Origin of the sequence: Pseudoalteromonas sp. BZA4 (genome assembly GCF_040104395.1) — a bacterium.
GTDB lineage: Bacteria > Pseudomonadota > Gammaproteobacteria > Enterobacterales > Alteromonadaceae > Pseudoalteromonas.
This window is the reverse complement of the sequence record NZ_JBECOT010000010.1, coordinates 64251-80178: the sequence shown is the minus strand read 5'-3', so window position 1 is coordinate 80178 and position 15928 is coordinate 64251. Positions and strand designations below refer to the sequence as shown.

Here is a 15928-nt window from a genome sequence, read left to right as displayed (position 1 = left end):
AGCACTAAACTATCCCAAACGAGTTACGCGCAATTTAATGCGCCCCGCATTCGCCCCATAAAAGCGGTTTAGGTCGTTAGCAAAAGGGCAAAACTCGCCTGATTTAGCAATCCGAATATCGGCACCCTCAGCAATTTCAAACAAATGCTCGTCGTTGTTATCGATAGCGCCAATCAACGCAAACCATTGTGCGTGCGGTAATCGTCTAAACGGTTCAAGCACGGCCATCGGGATTTCTTTCACCCCAAGTTGGATATTGTCACGGTGCCAGCCCGCAGGGCCGCAACTAATGCCGTCGTCATACCAAGTTTGCTCTGGATAAGGCGTAAATCGGTAAGTACCACCTTGCTCTAACATTAAGCCGGTGTGGTTGTACTTTTCTGCGCCATACACAAACACATCTTTACTTTCGTCTATGCTCAGCACCGTCATATTTTGTTTATCAAGCGCAATATGCGGGCTTAAACCCTTAAAGCTTAAGCGAGTTTCGTCATTATAAAGTACGTCGTAGTGAAGGCTCTTTAACGATTCAGGGCGATAGCTTGTTAAACGATTAATACGCTCTGCGACAGTGTAATGAATAGTTGGCGTGAGCGCGCTTTGTTCGTTATCAACCAATACACAGCATTCGCGATCTACCAGTTTAAACAAAGGGTTAAACCAAAAATAGTTTTGCTGATGGCTTAGTGCCAATGGATCTGGTGTAACGGTGACATCATCTTGAGCAATGAGATTACGATGCTCTGCTGGGAGCAGGGTGTTGTAATTGATATCCGCACTGGTAAGTAAGTTTAATGCAACGGTTTGTTCTATCAGCCACTCAATCGCATAGCGCAGGCAAATGTCGGCTAAACCATCACGATAATAGCCACCACCCACATCTGAATGAGCGCCCGCAAACCAGATCTCTTGTACATGCGGTGCACTATTAATAAGTGTGGGTTCAAATGCACGGCGCTTTTCATCAAGTGCTACGCAATGAAGGGCTGCTTTTATATTGCTCGCTAGTGTGTAGTTTTCAAAAATAACGTGCTCAGCACCGCGGGTTGCTTTTGTTACTTTTGAAAAACCAATAGATGCAACGGTATCAAATACACATAAGTAAACATCATCACTAATAAGTGGCTCTAAACATTTGGCAAAGCGCCTAGCAAGAGCAGCACCGCGGCTAAAGCCAGTCAGAAGTATTTTATCACCTACAGTGTAGTAGCTTTTAAAGTCGCTCATTGCACGATTTAAAATGCTGGCAACATCATCGCCTCTTGGTGCAAGGGCTTGATTAAATAAACGTCGAAAGCGGCTACCTTGGGTGCCTATACCCTGATAATAAAAGCTAAGTTGAGTTGGAAATGGTGTTTCGGGTTCACTATTGAGTGCGCCACCAAAAAGCAAATGAAGTTTAAGAATATTAGAAATACTGGCGTCTTCTTTGAAGTGTGCAGCGCTGAATTGTTCAGCATCACGAGGCTCGCTGCCTGTGCCATCAAAGTTGAAAATCAGCGTTTTAGCGGTCATAGCGTCATTCCTTTAGTGGTTTGTATAAACATACTCCCACTTTATGAAAATTAGAAGACAAATATGCAGCGCTTTAATGAAAAATGGGCTTTGATTTTCAAAGCCCATTTATTTGCACTTAATAAAATTAGCCGACTCTAGCTACGGTATGCTTTTGTAAAATTTCTAACAAAATCTCGTAGTCTTTTTCGATTTCGAGTAGCTTAAGTTGAATATCTTTTAGCGTATTGCCCTTACTTGCGGCCAGTACCTCTAGCTCAGTAAAGTGCTGGTGCAATTTGGCTGCACCCACATCGCCACAGGTCCCTTTTAGGGCATGGCTGGTGGTTGCAATCGCATAGTAGTCTTTGTCTTTGATTGCTTGTGTTAGCAGCGTTATTTTTTTATGTGAGCTTTCTAAAAACATCTTACTCACTTTGTTTAATAGCACCTCGTTATTCATCAAACGACCGAGGGCAGCTTCGCGATTCCAATGCTGTTTTTCTTCATCGATTAATTCTTCTTGCAGTATAGCGGGCGACTGATTTACCTCAGGCACAGCAATCGTTTTTGGCGCTGTATAATGTTTAGGGTACGTTGATGCAACCCATTTTGCTGTGGTGGTGATGAGCTTATCGGCACTGATTGGTTTTGTGATGTAATCGCTCATACCTGCATTTAAGCACTTTTTACGCTCACCGAGCATGGCATTGGCTGTCATGGCAATAATTGGGATCTCGCTATGGTACTCTCCACCAGCACCTTTGCGTATTTGTGCTGCTGCATCATAGCCATTTAACACGGGCATTTGGCAGTCCATTAATACGCAGTTAAATGGGTCGTCTTCAGGTGCACTGGCCAATATTTCAATGGCTTGCTGACCATTCGACGCCATTTCAAAGCGCAGTGCTAAGCTCATTAATGTGCCTTTGGCAACTGCAGCATTTATATCGTTATCATCAACGATCAGGATTTTTGCTCCAGCAATATCAACATCTATGTGAATTTGCGTATCAGTCTCGCGACGAAGTGGTATTGTGTCTTGAGCAGGCTGCTCTTTTATGAGTCGTTCATCAGCTAGTTTAAGTAAAAACTCAGACATAAGCACAGGTTTAGATAAGCGCATAAAGGTGCAGAATTTAGCTTGCGGTGGTGGTTCGGTTGGGTTTATAAGCACCACTAATTTAAAGGGCAGGCTATGGTCATAGGTATTTTCACTATAGCTATCAAGTTTTGCGAGTAACGGATTGCCAGGCTCTAAAATTAGCGTATCAAAGGTCATATTATCGTTAATTTCAAAGTTTTCTAGGTCAACATTCGTGAGCTGTCCACCGCAATGAGAGATTAGTTTTGTTAGGCTTCGTTCAAGCTCAGGTTGTTTGACCGACACAGCAAAAACGCTGTCTTTTAAGCGGCTGCTTGGTTGGCGTTTTTTTACATTTTGGCTGTCTAACTGAATGGTAAATGTGAAAGTACTCCCTTTCCCCTCGGTTGATTCAAAGGAAATTTGTCCATTCAGTAAACTAGCTAGTTGCTTACATATCGATAAACCAAGCCCTGTGCCTCCATATTGCGAAGCCACACTGTTATCGGCTTGGGTGAAAGCACTAAACAATTTATTTTGATTTTCAGGCGCAATACCAATGCCGGTATCTTGAATTGTGCAGCATAGCTCAACGTTATCATCGCTAAGTCGTTTGCTTGTGGCGGTAAATTTTATAAAGCCCGTTTTAGTAAATTTAATTGCGTTATTAATTAAATTGGTAATCACTTGTGAGTAACGATGAGGATCAGTAACTATCGAACTGTACTCAACATCGGCAATATCTAAAATAAATTCAAGGTTTTTCTCTTGGGCTTTAACAGCCATACTGCCACTTAAACTTTCAAAAAACTTAATAGGGTTGAACGCTTTTTTATCCAAGTCGAGTTTGCCAGCCTCAATTTTTGATAAATCAAGAATGTCGTTAATGAGCACATTTAAGCTATTAACGCTTACCTCGGTCATTTCTAAATAATGTTGCTGTTGATTAGTTAATGACTCTCGTTTAATTAAATTGAGTGTGCCGATAATGCCGTTTAAAGGAGTACGCATTTCATGGCTGATATTGGATATAAAAGCGCTCTTAACTTGGCTGGCTTTTTCTAGCTGGGCAGTTCTTTTTGCAACTTTAATTTCGAGTTCGTTATTTATTTGCTTAATTTTGTCATTAGCAATTTTTTCTACGGTCATGTCGCGAATGAGTATGGCTGTGCCGTTGTGTTGGTGGTGTTCATCAAAAATAGCTGAAAAAGCGAGTGCTAAATGAGTCGTGTGTTGATTGGCTTGCTGATAGTCGACTTCAATTTCATGTTGTTTTCTATTGGTTTTAAGGGAGCTGCAGATTTCTTGGATATTAATATTTGAAAATAGATTCAACTTGTTTATATCAACCCCTAATACTTGCTCCCTCTGAAAACCAAAAAGCTCAGTAGCTGCTTTATTCCAACTAGACACTTGGCCTATATCACTTATTGCAATAATGGCATCTTTTGAGCCGCTGATAATGGCTGAAGACACCGCTCTTGCTTCGGCAAGCTCGCGATTACGTTTTAAATTTCGATGTAAAAACCCAAGTACAAACACCAAAAAAGCAGATACGCCCAACAAAAATGCATAAGTGCTGATCCTTTGCTCGCGTTCCATCGCATTAATTTCAGAGTGAGGTAGCATAATGTGGGCATCTATAAACCCGGTTTCTAAATCTCCAGTAAATGGAATGCGCTTAGTTAAAGCTTGGTATTGTTGTTTACCTGCAAAGTTAGAGCTAATACTAAGTATATTTTCTAAATAGGCTGGTTCAGGTTTATATACTGAGTCCCAGCGTTTATTCGGCGCTAAGTCACGGCTAAAGCGAAAGTCTTCATTAGGGTGAACTAAAAAGTAGCCTTCGCTGTCTGTTAGGATCAATGAGTTTGGTGCTTGTACCATCGCATTAAGAGATGCAAATAACTGAGATGTATTAATGTTTGCAATAATCAGCCCATAGCGCTGCATATTCTCATCAAAGATGGGTAAGGCTATTCGTAGCATAGGCTTATAAGGATAATCGAGCTTTCCATATTCCCGGTTAAGTGTTATTGCTGATAAATACATATCACCTTGTGACAATTGCGAACTTTGCTGATAGTAATCACGGCCACTTTTATCCTGTAACTGATTATCTGCTTTTACAACAATACCACCGGCAGCTTTGTCTACCCTGATCAGTTCTTGTCCTGCTTGTTGGGTGCTGATGATGCGTAATTGCTCGAATTCAGAATTTGATTGTAAAAATGCAACGAATATCGTTTCTAAACGTTTTTTCCATTGCTCTGAGGTCGTGTTATCAAGGGGGTCGTTACCACCATTTGCTGCAGCTCTGGCAAGTCCTGCTATAGGTGGAGTGGAATATAAAAACTGTAAATCGTTTTTATATTTATTTATTTTTTCATGGACTTGCACATCTACGGTAGCGCTTGATTCTCTCAGTCTTTCTGCAACGCTGTTTTTAATATTTTTATGAAGTTGTAGTTCGAAAAAGAAAATTGCTGAGCACATAATTGCGGCTATAAAAGCAACCGCTAATGGCACTAAAAAGCGTCCTTCAGAGGTTGTCGCTTTTTTCTGGTGTAATACTTCGTAATCCATGGTTTAGCCCTCCATACCGAAAACGTGAGTCGGTAGTAAGGTTTGATTTAGCTTAAAAACTAAAACTGGGTTCAGCAAGTATACAAACACAGCGGTTTCTCCCTTGATGCTTGGCTTGATAGAGCGCTTTATCTGCACAGCGAATTAGTTCGTCAGTGTCGATGGCTTCATGCCCAGAAAAAGTTGCGCTACCAATACTAATAGAGAGTACTCCTGAGGTTGCATGTGGGTGTTCAATATTTAGTTCACGAATGTTTGCCAAAAGCTTATGGGCAATAAATTGCGCCCCTTGAATATCGGTGTCTGGCAATACACATAAAAATTCTTCACCACCATAGCGGATAGTGATATCAGTTGGGCGATTAACACTTTTTTTGATTTCATCAGCAACACGTTTTAAACATTCGTCACCTTGTTGATGACCAAAAGAGTCGTTGTATTGTTTAAAATAATCAATATCGAGCATTAAAACCGAAAGAGCTTTATCGTTTCTAACTGCTAAACGAATGTTTTGATCAAGGGTGTTTTGTAAGAATCGTCGGTTGTTTAAACCTGTTAGGCTGTCGTGTTCACAAAGACTTTTGAGTAAATCTGCTTGCATTTTTAGGGTCAAATGTGCTTTTACGCGATTAAGTAAGGTAACGCCGTTAACAGGTTTTGTTACAAAATCGACAGCACCTGCTTGCCAGCAGCGATTTTGGTCATCTTGATCCATAATGGCGGAAATAAATATCACCGGAATGTCTTTATAAAGGGAGTGGTTTTTTAATAGCTTGCAAACATCTAGGCCGCTCATAGAGCCAAGCATCACATCAAGCAGTATTAAATCAGGATTTAGAGTTTCGCACAGGTGCAGCACGTTCTCACCGCAATCTGTTGTGTGGGTCTTATAGTAGGGTGAGAGCAAATTATCTAATACTGTTGTATTAATTGGTTCATCATCAACAATCAAAATAACAGAATTATTGAGCTTCAAATCTTTGTGACTAGCTTCCGGTTGCAAAGTATTCCCTCCACGCGTTAAATAAATCATAGATCGGATTTTGGGATTTTCTACAATTAAAGAATTAAAAAATCATTTTTTATGTTGGCGCGTCTGCTGAGGTAAGACTAGAGTTTTTTATGTACTACTTGCAGAGGCGATGGATATGCTTTTTTCTCATCATGAAAAATCACACAGCAAAGTGCTTGTTGTTGATGATGAGCCGACTAGTTTGATGATAATGGCCGAGTCGCTTAGCGCATACCTTGAATTTGCAAATTGTGGCTGAAGGTATTGAAGAAAAGCAACACTTAAATAGTTTAATCGATTTAGGCTGCGAGCTTGGGCAAGGGTACTATTTTCATAAGCCCATGCCCAAAGAAGAGTTTGATAAGCTGTTAGGTTAAGCCATGGTGTGGCTGTATAGGATGCCACAGCCGATAAAGATAAGTGCAACACCTCCGATTGCTTCGGCCTTTTTGCCAACCCAGCCACTCATTACATTACCAAGTAGTGCGCCGATGGTAACCATAATTGTGGTTGCTAGGCCTATCATAGCGGCTGCTAAGTAAATGTTCACTTTCATGAATGCAAGGCTAATACCGACTGTCATCGCATCTATGCTGGTGCCAATAGCGGTTAGTAATGTGGCAATAAAAGAGCGCTTAGTGTTAGGTGTAACTTCTTCTTCATCGTCGTCATCTTCTTTACGACTTTCAAGCAACATATGGATGCCTAAACCCACTAACAACACAAAGGCAATCCAGTGATCAAACGCTTCAACGTAATCTGCACCGGCACTGCCAATTAGCCAGCCAACAATCGGTGCGATAGCTTCGATACAGCCAAACAATAAACCAAGCTTGATTGCACTCAGAACGCGAGGATTTTTAAGCGTACTGCCTTTGGTGATTGAAGCTGCAAAAGCATCAGTCGACATAGCAAGCGATAAAACGGTTAAAGTAATAATATTCAATTTTTGCGCCCCACAAAAAGTGGGCATTATACGCGGCTGAGCCGTAAACAGGTAGGTTAATTTACGGCTCATCAAGGAAAGGAATAATGTCTAATGCAGTTTCATTTTTGGCCTAACAACGCGTAGTACTTTTTCGCTGATCCACAGTGCAAAGGTTTTTGCACTGCCATGGATGGCACGTTGATGCATACGATAGAGCGAAATATACATAAATCGCGCTATTTTACCCTCTATAAAAAAGCTATTACTGGTTAGGTTGCCCATTAAACTGCCTACTGTGCTGTAGCGTGACAAGTTAACTAAAGAGCCATGATCACTGTAGGTAAAGGCACTCAGAGGCTGGTTTTTGAGTGTGGCTATAAGGTTTTTTTCAACACATTGCGCCATTTGATGAGCCGATTGCGCTCTGGGTGGCACTTGCGTGCCATCTTCTTGAGTAAATGCACAGCAATCACCAATCACAAAAATATCGTCGTTAACGCTACTTTGCAGATATTGGTTCACCTTAATTTGGTTATTGCGGGTAAGTTCAAAGATACCAATGTCTTTAATGAAATCAGGTGCTTTTACACCCGCAGCCCAAACCATAATGTCGGCTTTGATATGTTCATCGTTTTTGGTGATAAAGCTGTTTTCTGTGGCCTCTTTTACTTGCGTGCCTTCGCGCACCGTTACCCCTAATTTAACCAGTTCACGCTTAGCTGAGTTTGCAATTCGCTCGGGTAATGCTGGCAAAATCCGAGGCCCCGCTTCAATTAAATCAATGTGTAAGCGTTTAGCGGTCATTTTATTAAGGCCATACATTTTTAGCATGTCTGATACATGATAAAGCTCTGCCGACAGCTCAACCCCGGTTGCACCACCACCTACTATGGCAATGGTTAAGGAGTGCTGAGGGTCGTCATCTTGATGTAAGCGGGTGAAGTTATCGAGTAGAGCATGCTGAAAGCGCTCAGCTTGTTGGTTTGAATCAAGGTAAAAACAGTGCTTGTTAACACCTGGGGTATTAAAGTCGTTACTAACACTGCCAATGGCAAGTACGAGGTAGTCATAACTGACTTGGCGCTCAGGTAAAATACGGTGGCCAAGTTCGTCTTTTAACTCACTTAAAGTGATGGTTTTGTTGGTTTGATCTAAGTGGCAAAAGCTGCCGAGTTGAAAATTATAATGATGTTTTGCTGCATGAGCTGAGTATACAACGCCGTCTAAATCGGCATCAATCGACCCCGTCGCTACTTCATGAAGTAACGGCTTCCAAATATGGCTGCGGTTTTTATCGATTAAAAGTATCTCTGCTTGGTGTTTTTTCCCGAGTTTGTGTCCTAATTGTGTTGCTAGTTCTAAGCCACCAGCGCCACCACCGATTATCACGATTTTAGGAGGTTGGTTAATCATTACGTTGCCCTCAAAAGTATAATACCTAAACACTCTTGCGAAAAAGCGCTTAGGTATTGTAAGTCCATCCATCAATACCCCATGGCAACGCGTCCATTGTGCGCCTTTTTACTGATTTTGTCAGTACCTGTTAAGAACAATATAGTGCGCTTAGTTATATCAATGGCCTTGGGAGATTGAGTTAAACAGGTTAACATGGCTAATTCGCAGTAAGAGACCTATCATTACCTGAAAAGGGAAATGACAGTGAGGGATCAGGATGACTACACCACTACACACTTCGTTGAATCAATACTTTGGCTTTAATGAGTTTCGCCAAGGTCAGCAACAAACCATTGAGCAGTTATTAAATCAGCAATCGTCGTTGGCAATTTTTCCAACTGGCTCGGGTAAATCTTTGTGCTATCAATTAACTGCAATGCACCTACCTAATTTGACCTTAGTAGTTTCGCCATTATTGGCACTGATGAAAGATCAAATCAGCTTTTTAAATAGCAAAGGTATTTACGCGGCAAGCCTTGATTCAAGCCAAACCAGTGAGCAAAGTCATACGGTAATGAGTGATGTGCGAGCAGGAAAGGTGAAAATTTTAATGGTCTCAGTTGAGCGTTTTAAGAATGAGCGCTTTCGTGAATTTATTAAACAAGTGCCTATTTCGATGCTGGTGGTTGATGAAGCGCACTGTATATCTGAATGGGGTCACAACTTTAGGCCTGATTATTTAAAACTGCCGCGCTATCGTGAAGAGCTTAATATTCCACTGGTATTACTTCTCACTGCTACAGCGACTAAAAAAGTAAAGCGCGATATGTGTGAGCGTTTTGCTATTGCCCCAGAATGTGTGGTGCAAACTGGCTTTTACCGAAGCAACCTCGACTTATCAGTGCTCAGTGTTGCAAGCCAAGAAAAACCTCAGCAATTAGCCAGTATCATAGCCAGCCAACAAGGAGCTGGGATTGTCTATGTCACCTTACAACATACCGCTGAGCAAGTGGCCGAAGGCTTGGCAAGAGCGGGCTTTAATGCGGTGGCTTATCATGCAGGCCTTGAGGATGATAAACGCTGGCAAATCCAAGACGATTTTATGGCGGGTAAAATCAATATCGTCGTAGCAACTATTGCTTTTGGGATGGGTGTTGATAAGTCTGATATTCGTTTTGTGATCCACTATGATTTGCCAAAATCGATTGAAAACTATAGCCAAGAGATTGGCCGCGCAGGGCGAGATGGTGCGCCATCAAACTGTTTTACCTTAGCAAACCTTGATGGCTTAAATACCGTTGAGAACTTCGTTTATGCCGACACTCCCGAGCAAAGTGGGATTGACTATGTTATCAATAACATTCGTAACGAGCAAACGAACAACCAGTGGGAAATGCAAGAGTACAGCTTATCGAGCGAAAGTAATATTCGTGCTTTAGCGTTAAAAACCTTACTGGTGCAGTTAGAAATGCAAGGGGTTATTACACCTTTATATGCCTATTACGCCGATTTTAAATATAAGTTTTTAACGGAGCAAAACGAGCTACTTAGCCAGTTTGATGCTGACCGACAAGCATTTTTACAACAGGTATTCAAACATACTGAGTTTAAGAAAATTTGGGGCACACTTAATTTTGATGCGTTAACCCGTGCCACTCAAGTTGATAGAAAGCGCGTGGTTGCAGCGCTCGATTATTTGGCCGAAAAAGGTCATATTGCCCTTGAAACTAAACGTATTACGCAAGTGTATGAGGTGAATAACTCGGTAATAAACCACGCTGATTTAGCACAGCAACTTCACCAATATTTTATCGAAAAAGAACAGGCCGAAATTAAACGTATTGCCACTTTAGTACGCTTTTTTGAGCTAGATAGCTGCTTAAGTTATAACTTAGCTCGCTATTTTGATGACCAGAATGCACCCCAGCAATGTGGCCATTGTTCAGTGTGTAGAGGCCAGCAGGTAAAACTTAGTTACTCATTAGTGCATCAAATGCCTGCGCAAAATGTGATTGCCAGTAAAGTTGCTGAGCTTAAACAGCACTTAGCCGCTAAAGGGATTAGTGATGTCAGCATCGATACTCAGTGCCGCTTTTTAGCGGGCATGAGCGTGCCTTTATTTACCCGCAACAAAGTCAGACAGCTATCAGGTTTTGGCCTTTGCGAGCAACAACGATACAGTGACATTAAAGCCTTGCTACAGCAGTTGCAGTAAGGCTTTATGTGTACAGTTTTAACACTGAAAAGAGTCAACACTGTACACTTAGCCAATTTGAATGCTGGTAGTAGGGTAGGTCAAAGGTTGGCTGTGCTGGCGAGCAAAACAATAAGCAAACGTTAATGGCCCAACCCGACCTATCAGCATCAATAGTATGATGATGAGCTGACTAGGTGTACTTAAATCCCCAGTTATACCTCGCGATAGGCCTACGGTACTGAGTGCCGAAATTGCCTCAAAGGTGATATCTAGTAACGACCCTTGTTCAAGCTTAGTGATGATCATAATGCTGGTAAAAGCGATAAATAAGTACAGTATCATGACGCTTAATGCCTTGATCACCAGCTTGTCGCTCAGTTGACGGTTAAACACGGTGACCGTGGTTTGCTGTTTTAAATAGCTGCGCATCGCTAAAATTAGGATCACAAAGGTGCCGAGCTTTATGCCGCTCGCGGTGCTGACTGAACCACCGCCAATCACCATCAGCAGCATAGTCAAAAGCGTTGAATCTTGACTCAAACCATCAATCGGTAGGGTATTAAACCCTGCGGTACGAGGTGTCACCGCTTGAAACCAAGCCGTTAATATTTGCTCAGACGTTGATAGCGGCGCTAATGTCGCGGGATTGGCGTGTTCAAAGAAAAAAATCAATATAAATGCGATGCAGTTGAGCACTAAGGTAGCAATTAACACTAAGCGGGTATTGGTTGATAGTAATGACCAGCGCTTTTGTTTGTAGATATCAATCAGCACCGTAAACCCTAAGCCACCGATGATAAACAAAGTGGTGATCACCACGTTTACGGTTATATCGCCTTTGAATGCCGATATGCTATCGCCGCTTAACGCAAAGCCTGCATTATTGAACGCCGAAATCGTATAAAACAGACTGTGATAGGCGCTTTTTAGTGCGCCGTAGTCATCGAACCAACTAATAAAGAGTAAGCAAAATGCCACCGACTCAATCACTAATGAATACACTAAAACATACTTAGCAACCTTGATCACCGAGGTTAAATCGTTAGTGTCGAAAGCGCGGCTAGCGAGTAAGCGTTGCTGTAAGCCTAGGGTTTTTCCTAAACTTAAAATTGAAATCACCGCCACGGTCATAAAGCCAATGCCACCTATTTGAATCAGCAACATAACCACGCTTTGACCAAATACAGTCAGATCAGTACCCGTGTCTATGACCACTAGCCCTGTTACTGTAACCGCAGAGGTTGCCGTAAATAATGCATCGAGCCAGCTGATCGGTTGGGTGCTTGCCATTGGTAGCATAAGCAAGCCCGTGCCGAGCATAATCAACACAATAAAGCCGATAGTGAGCACTAAAGGTGGGTTTATTTTTTGCCGCTTACGGCACTTTACACCGCTAAAATGTTTTGGGTAAACGTTGGCTTGCCAGTTAATCATAATGCACGAAACCGTTTTGCTAATTTAGTTAAGTAAGTTTTAGAGCCCAGTAGCACCAGACTATCGCCGTGACGCAGTTCGGTGTCGTTAGTCAGTTCTGTATTGAAGTAATCATCACGTCGCAGAGTGAGTGGTTTAATATCGCTATTACGCTCTTTGAGGAGCCAGCCAATTTTGCGACCTGAAAGCTGCAGATCAATGCCTAGTTCAACAATAAACGTGGATTGGTTAAGCGGGAAATATTGATTAACCATTGGGTAGTTAAGCGCTTGTGCAACCCTCACGCCCATTTCTTCTTCAGGGTGAATGATGCGGTCAACGCCGAGTTTACTTAGTATCTGATGATGGCTTTTGGTACAGGCCTTTACCCAAATTTGCTTTACGCCTAAGTTTTTTAAATGCAATACACATAAAATACTGGCTTCAATATTCTCGCCAATGGCCACCAATACGGCTTGGCAACTAGGTAAATCGAGCCGTGCTAATTGTATTTCATCACTGGCATCAACCACCACGGTAAAACTGAGTTGGTCGGCATAGTGATTAACGGTGCTTTCGCTAATATCGGCAGCACACACTGTATGACCTTGTTTTGAAAGTTCTAAACAGGCGGTTACGCCAAAACGTCCTAATCCGATTACTGCAAACTGAGCCATTGTCTTTCTCGCTGTTGTGGGTACGCGCTAAATGCTAATGGCAAAAAAACAGAAGTCTTTAGAGAGCTTGAAAGCTTTATAAAGATTTTATGCCGAGATAAAAAAACTTTATAAAAACTTTATAGTGACAAAATTGAAAACCCTTTAATCTAATAGGGACAAACAATAAGTGAAAAGATGATGCAGTCAGTATTCAAAATACAGTATTTAAAAGCCGCATTTTTAAGTGTGTTGATGCCACTTGTGGTGGTGCTCGCGATATTTCCGTTTCGAGAATTGTTTACAACCACCGATATTGTGATGCTACAGCTACTGTGGGTGACATGGGTTGCGGTGCGCAGTAATCGTCGTGTTGCAGCGCTTACCACCTTAGTGAGTGTTGCCTGCACGGACTGGTTTTATGTGGTACCGTATTTTACTTTTCACATCGAAAATATTGAATATGTGGTCACCTTTTTGGTGATGTTGATTGTAGGTTTAGTGATAAGCCACCTTGCTGGGGAGCTCAATACCAAGGTTCGCGATGTGCAAGCCCATGCTAGTAATAGTCGCTTATTGTATGAGTTAGCAAAAAAGCTTAATGATCTCGATAGCCTTGAGGAGCAAAAGCAGCTGTTCTTAACAACCATGGCCGCGCATTTAAAGGTTGCGTGTGATTGGCAGCTAACAGCCTCTAAGCAGTTTATTTATTTAAATGAACAACAAGCTGAATTTGGCGGCATCGCGTTTGCCAAAGCACTTAATGCAGAGCAACAGGCTTTGGCGAATACTGCGTGCTCTTTGTTGTATCAGGTTCAAGAAAAAACCTTACTGCGAGAGCAATCAGCGGCGATAAAAGTACAGGCGGAGCTAGAGAGGTCAAAAAACACCTTATTACGGAGTTTATCCCATGACTTACGCACGCCATTAGCGACCATTATGGGCGCATCAAGCATGTTGGCTGATGATGATATCCAACTAAGCTCTGAGGTTATCAAAGAGCAAGCTGCTAACATTTATGAGCAAAGTAAAATACTTAACCAGCACTTTGATAAAGTCATGGAGCTCAGTAAAGTTAATAAGTTAGCTGAGAACATTAAATGGCAAAAACTACCCATTTTGACCTTAATTAGCGAGGCAAAATCTCGTCGCCAGCAGCAATTACAGAACTTTAAACTTCACGTTGAGGCTCAGCAACAAAGCAGTTGCTTTGGCGATGAAACCTTACTAGAAATTGCCTTTGCCAATATGCTCGAGAACGCCGCCCGTTACGGAGATGGTTCGGCGAACATGCAATTTATTGATACACACAATGAATACCAAATTGTGTTAACCAATCCTTTTGCTAATAAGCATGAGACCAGTCAAGATGAAGGCGTTGGCCTAGGGAGTGTTATTTGCGATGTGGTTGCTAAATGTCATCAAGGGCGTTTTGAATTAACCCTCAATGAGCAGACAAAGCAGGCAACAGCTAAATTAATTTGGAGTAACAGCCGTGGCTAATATTTTGGTTTTAGAGGATTCACCGCCTCTGCAAAGTTTTTTAAAAGCACTATTAAAAGCCAGTGATCATAAAGTCAGTGTGTGCGCTAAAGGGCTTGATGCGTTTGCACTTTTGAGCCAGCAGCAGTTTGATTTAGTGTTGCTTGATTTAGGCTTGCTCGATATGGATGGGCAAGATTGGCTGGTGGAGTTTAGGCAGTGGAGTCTGCTCCCTGTGTTAGTACTTTCTGCACGCGATGGCGAAACAGAAAAAGTCACCGCCCTTGATAACGGCGCCAACGATTACCTAACCAAACCATTCAGCGCAAACGAATTATTAGCGCGTATTCGGGTGCTTCTGCGCACACAAACAACACCAAGCCTAACGTTGCAATGTGGCGATATTCACATCGACCCACATAAGCATGTGGTCCGTAAAGGCGCTGAAGAAGTTAAACTAACTAAAAAAGAGTACGCTATTTTGCTGTTGTTATTTCAGCAAAAAGACAAGGTATTAACGCATAACGCTATTTTATCTGAGGTGTGGGGAGTGCAGTATATTAATCGCCCCGAATATGTGCGTGTACATATTGGTCAGTTAAGACAAAAGCTTGAACAAAATGCGGCGAGTCCTAAACATATCTTAACCGAGCCCGCCGTAGGTTACCGCTTAGTTGAATAAACTATCGCTTAACAACGCTTTAAGTTGTGTTTGTAACAGACCTTAGGTACTGTTTTAGGAAATAAAATAATAAAGCGGAAGTCTTTTCATTGGCTATGCATCAAAACACTGGGCAAGGCATTAGTTCACTGTCGAGTACCCAGCTTGAAGACGTGATTGCAGAAATCGAGCAGGCCATTGAGTGGCACCAGTCATGGTATAGAAACTTATTAAGGTGCTTAATTGCAGACATACCTGCAGATGAACAAGACTTAGCAGATAATGCTCATAACCTTTGTCGTTTTGGGCAATGGTTTAATAAGCTACCCGAACAGACCATAAGTCTTCACCCTTACTTTTCAGACATTGCTTGTGCACATCAAAAGATGCACCAAGGTGCCAAAGTCCTGTTATCGTTAAAAGAGTCTAAGTCTGTTATTCCGGCTAATTTATTGGACCAGTTTCATGCCGATTTAGATAGGTTACGAGTGTTATTTGACACCCTTATTGATGAATTCTCTGAACTGCTGCACACCCGAGACCCTTTAACGGGTGCATCAAACCGAACAAACTTAGTTGAAAACCTACAAAAAGAGCATGAGCTTTGCAAACGTAAATCGCTGAGCTGCGCACTGATAATGATCGACCTTGATCACTTTAAGCAAGTGAACGATGAGTTTGGTCATGCAGTGGGCGATAAGGTGTTAATCGCACTTGTTAAATGCATTAAATCTCATCTAAGAGAGTACGATCAATTGTATCGCTATGGCGGCGAAGAGTTTTTAGTCTGCTTACCCCAAACAGAGCTAGAAGGTGCCAAATCACTTTCTGAGCGATTAAGAGCTGGCGTTGAAGTTTTAAAAATTGAAATTGGCAAAGGTAAACACATTAATGTGACAGGCTCATTTGGTGTTTCGTTAATAAATGCCGATGACGATATCGAGGCGGCAATCGAAAGGGCTGACGAAGCCATGTATCAGGCTAAAAAGTCAGGCCGTAATCGAGTGTGTGCGGCTTAAA

Annotated in this window: 13 protein-coding genes; 6 read left to right on the top strand and 7 right to left on the bottom strand. The window is 42.0% G+C overall.

Annotated elements, in window-relative coordinates; all coding sequences use genetic code 11:
* Positions 1-9: 9 nt before the first annotated feature.
* The 3 genes from ABMY41_RS06525 to ABMY41_RS06515 form a co-directional block, all read right to left on the bottom strand.
* Positions 10-1515 carry a DUF2235 domain-containing protein gene (locus ABMY41_RS06525; protein ID WP_349274364.1) on the bottom strand — a complete coding sequence of 502 codons (1506 nt, stop codon included), beginning with the start codon at positions 1513-1515 and terminating at the stop codon, positions 10-12.
* Positions 1516-1642: 127 nt separating this feature from the next.
* A complete protein-coding gene (locus ABMY41_RS06520) occupies positions 1643-5164 on the bottom strand; it encodes an ATP-binding protein (RefSeq protein WP_349274363.1) in 3522 nt (1173 codons plus the stop codon).
* Positions 5165-5216: 52 nt separating this feature from the next.
* Entirely contained in the window at positions 5217-6167 is a 951-nt protein-coding gene (locus ABMY41_RS06515; protein WP_349274362.1) for a diguanylate cyclase, read from the bottom strand.
* Positions 6168-6312: 145 nt separating this feature from the next.
* On the opposite strand from ABMY41_RS06515, the gene ABMY41_RS06510 reads away from it, so the two are divergent.
* Both ABMY41_RS06510 and ABMY41_RS06505 read left to right on the top strand, forming a co-directional pair.
* On the top strand, positions 6313-6435 hold the full coding sequence (locus ABMY41_RS06510; protein ID WP_289097334.1) for a hypothetical protein: 123 nt from the start codon (positions 6313-6315) through the stop codon (positions 6433-6435).
* Positions 6413-6553 carry an EAL domain-containing protein gene (locus ABMY41_RS06505; protein WP_289097333.1) on the top strand — a complete coding sequence of 47 codons (141 nt, stop codon included), beginning with the start codon at positions 6413-6415 and terminating at the stop codon, positions 6551-6553. Before ABMY41_RS06510 ends, ABMY41_RS06505 begins: the two co-directional genes overlap by 23 nt.
* Here ABMY41_RS06505 and ABMY41_RS06500 read toward each other — a convergent pair.
* Positions 6550-7122, bottom strand: coding sequence for a manganese efflux pump MntP family protein (locus ABMY41_RS06500; RefSeq protein WP_289097331.1), 573 nt, complete (start codon positions 7120-7122; stop codon positions 6550-6552). The genes ABMY41_RS06505 and ABMY41_RS06500 overlap by 4 nt on opposite strands.
* Positions 7123-7212: 90 nt before the next feature.
* The gene (locus ABMY41_RS06495; protein ID WP_349274361.1) at positions 7213-8517 is read right to left on the bottom strand and encodes an NAD(P)/FAD-dependent oxidoreductase; all 1305 of its coding nucleotides are present in this window, start codon (positions 8515-8517) and stop codon (positions 7213-7215) included.
* 259 nt (positions 8518-8776) lie between these two features.
* Between ABMY41_RS06495 and ABMY41_RS06490 the strand changes: the two genes are divergently transcribed.
* Positions 8777-10714 (top strand): RecQ family ATP-dependent DNA helicase, encoded by a 1938-nt coding sequence (locus ABMY41_RS06490; RefSeq protein ID WP_349274360.1) that lies wholly within the window; start codon positions 8777-8779, stop codon positions 10712-10714.
* A gap of 48 nt (positions 10715-10762) precedes the next feature.
* On the opposite strand, the gene ABMY41_RS06485 is transcribed toward ABMY41_RS06490, so the two are convergent.
* Together ABMY41_RS06485 and ABMY41_RS06480 are read right to left on the bottom strand one after the other, a co-directional pair.
* On the bottom strand, positions 10763-12130 hold the full coding sequence (locus ABMY41_RS06485) for a TrkH family potassium uptake protein (RefSeq protein ID WP_349274359.1): 1368 nt from the start codon (positions 12128-12130) through the stop codon (positions 10763-10765).
* On the bottom strand, positions 12127-12786 hold the full coding sequence (locus tag ABMY41_RS06480; RefSeq protein WP_349274358.1) for a TrkA family potassium uptake protein: 660 nt from the start codon (positions 12784-12786) through the stop codon (positions 12127-12129). Before ABMY41_RS06480 ends, ABMY41_RS06485 begins: the two co-directional genes overlap by 4 nt.
* Before the next feature lie 177 nt (positions 12787-12963).
* Between ABMY41_RS06480 and ABMY41_RS06475 the strand changes: the two genes are divergently transcribed.
* The 3 genes from ABMY41_RS06475 (at position 12964) to ABMY41_RS06465 (ending at position 15927) form a co-directional block, all read left to right on the top strand.
* A complete protein-coding gene (locus tag ABMY41_RS06475; protein ID WP_289097329.1) occupies positions 12964-14268 on the top strand; it encodes a DUF4118 domain-containing protein in 1305 nt (434 codons plus the stop codon).
* Positions 14261-14929 (top strand): response regulator transcription factor, encoded by a 669-nt coding sequence (locus ABMY41_RS06470; RefSeq protein ID WP_289097328.1) that lies wholly within the window; start codon positions 14261-14263, stop codon positions 14927-14929. Before ABMY41_RS06475 ends, ABMY41_RS06470 begins: the two co-directional genes overlap by 8 nt.
* Before the next feature lie 95 nt (positions 14930-15024).
* Positions 15025-15927, top strand: a complete 903-nt coding sequence (locus ABMY41_RS06465; protein WP_287245054.1) for a diguanylate cyclase — start codon at positions 15025-15027, stop codon at positions 15925-15927.
* The last annotated feature ends 1 nt before the right edge of the window (position 15928 follow it).

What these genes read in the sequence shown, in the direction of transcription:
- ABMY41_RS06510 (WP_289097334.1), top strand. Translation starts at nt 6,313, where the DNA reads ATGCTTTTTTCTCATCATGAAAAATCACACAGCAAAGTGCTTGTTGTT.
- ABMY41_RS06520 (WP_349274363.1), bottom strand. Translation starts at nt 5,164, where the DNA reads ATGGATTACGAAGTATTACACCAGAAAAAAGCGACAACCTCTGAAGGA.
- ABMY41_RS06490 (WP_349274360.1), top strand. Translation starts at nt 8,777, where the DNA reads ATGACTACACCACTACACACTTCGTTGAATCAATACTTTGGCTTTAAT.
- ABMY41_RS06475 (WP_289097329.1), top strand. Translation starts at nt 12,964, where the DNA reads ATGATGCAGTCAGTATTCAAAATACAGTATTTAAAAGCCGCATTTTTA.
- ABMY41_RS06480 (WP_349274358.1), bottom strand. Translation starts at nt 12,786, where the DNA reads ATGGCTCAGTTTGCAGTAATCGGATTAGGACGTTTTGGCGTAACCGCC.
- ABMY41_RS06525 (WP_349274364.1), bottom strand. Translation starts at nt 1,515, where the DNA reads ATGACCGCTAAAACGCTGATTTTCAACTTTGATGGCACAGGCAGCGAG.
- ABMY41_RS06495 (WP_349274361.1), bottom strand. Translation starts at nt 8,517, where the DNA reads ATGATTAACCAACCTCCTAAAATCGTGATAATCGGTGGTGGCGCTGGT.
- ABMY41_RS06465 (WP_287245054.1), top strand. Translation starts at nt 15,025, where the DNA reads ATGCATCAAAACACTGGGCAAGGCATTAGTTCACTGTCGAGTACCCAG.
- ABMY41_RS06485 (WP_349274359.1), bottom strand. Translation starts at nt 12,130, where the DNA reads ATGATTAACTGGCAAGCCAACGTTTACCCAAAACATTTTAGCGGTGTA.